Origin of the sequence: Endozoicomonas atrinae (genome assembly GCF_001647025.1) — a bacterium.
GTDB classification, from domain to species: Bacteria; Pseudomonadota; Gammaproteobacteria; order Pseudomonadales; family Endozoicomonadaceae; genus Endozoicomonas; species Endozoicomonas atrinae.
In genome coordinates this window covers 1-839 of record NZ_LUKQ02000656.1, presented here as the reverse complement: position 1 = coordinate 839, position 839 = coordinate 1, and the positions used below count along the sequence as shown (strand labels likewise).

The following is an 839-nucleotide window of genomic DNA, read 5'->3' as shown; positions in this document are numbered from 1 at the left end:
TGATCATTTGCAACGATGTGGCTTACCACCTTGAAAACGTCATTAGCTAAGGAGTGGCTATGAAATACACAGCACTCCACAGCGTACGGCACGATGGGCAATTGTATCAGGCAGGGGAAACGTTGGAGCTGGACGACACCGCTGCTGATACTTTGCTGGCTTGTCAAGCGGTAGAGTCTCTATATGCAGAAGATGGCTCTGATCCAGCACCCGATAGTGTAGCGCTGGATGCTAACTACGCTGAATCAGAACCAGCGTCGAATGCTAATGAAAAGTCAGCAAAAGGCAAGGCTAAAAAATGAAGTACTGCGACAGCGCCGCCATGATCGCCCGGTTTGGAGAGGATGAACTTATTCGTCTCACCGACCCGGGCGATGGTGCTATGGACTCCGCCGCCATTGACGCCGCCCTGACCGATGCCAGCGACGAAATAGACAGCTACCTGGCTGTACGTTATACCTTGCCGCTGTCGGTTATTCCTGAGATTGTGGTCAGGCTTTGCGCCGATATTGCCCGCTATCGTTTATACGACGGCCGCATGCTGGACGAAGTCGAAAAGCGTTATGATGATAGCGTGAAGCTGCTCAAGGACATTGTCCGGGGCAGCGCCGTCCTGCCACTACCCTCCACTACCGCCAGCACCGAAGTCAGCACCACCCGCAGCCGGGACGATCGGCTATTTACCCGGGATACCCTGGAGGACTTCTGATGTTATCCCTTGAGCAAGGCCAGCAGGAAATACAGAACCTGATGGATACCGTGATGCTTTACCAGCATCGCAAGCCTTTATTTGAACGGCTGGGACGGGCAGTGCTCACCGACGCCCGTCTGAATTTCCG

The 839-nt window shown here is 54.0% G+C and carries 2 protein-coding genes; both read left to right on the top strand.

The window, feature by feature from the left end; genetic code table 11:
• Positions 1-59 precede the first annotated feature (59 nt).
• Positions 60-302, top strand: a complete 243-nt coding sequence (locus tag AK963_RS29850; RefSeq protein ID WP_066018820.1) for a DUF7210 family protein — start codon at positions 60-62, stop codon at positions 300-302.
• Positions 299-709 (top strand): gp436 family protein, encoded by a 411-nt coding sequence (locus tag AK963_RS29845; RefSeq protein ID WP_066018819.1) that lies wholly within the window; start codon positions 299-301, stop codon positions 707-709. Before AK963_RS29850 ends, AK963_RS29845 begins: the two co-directional genes overlap by 4 nt.
• Positions 710-839: the final 130 nt, after the last annotated feature.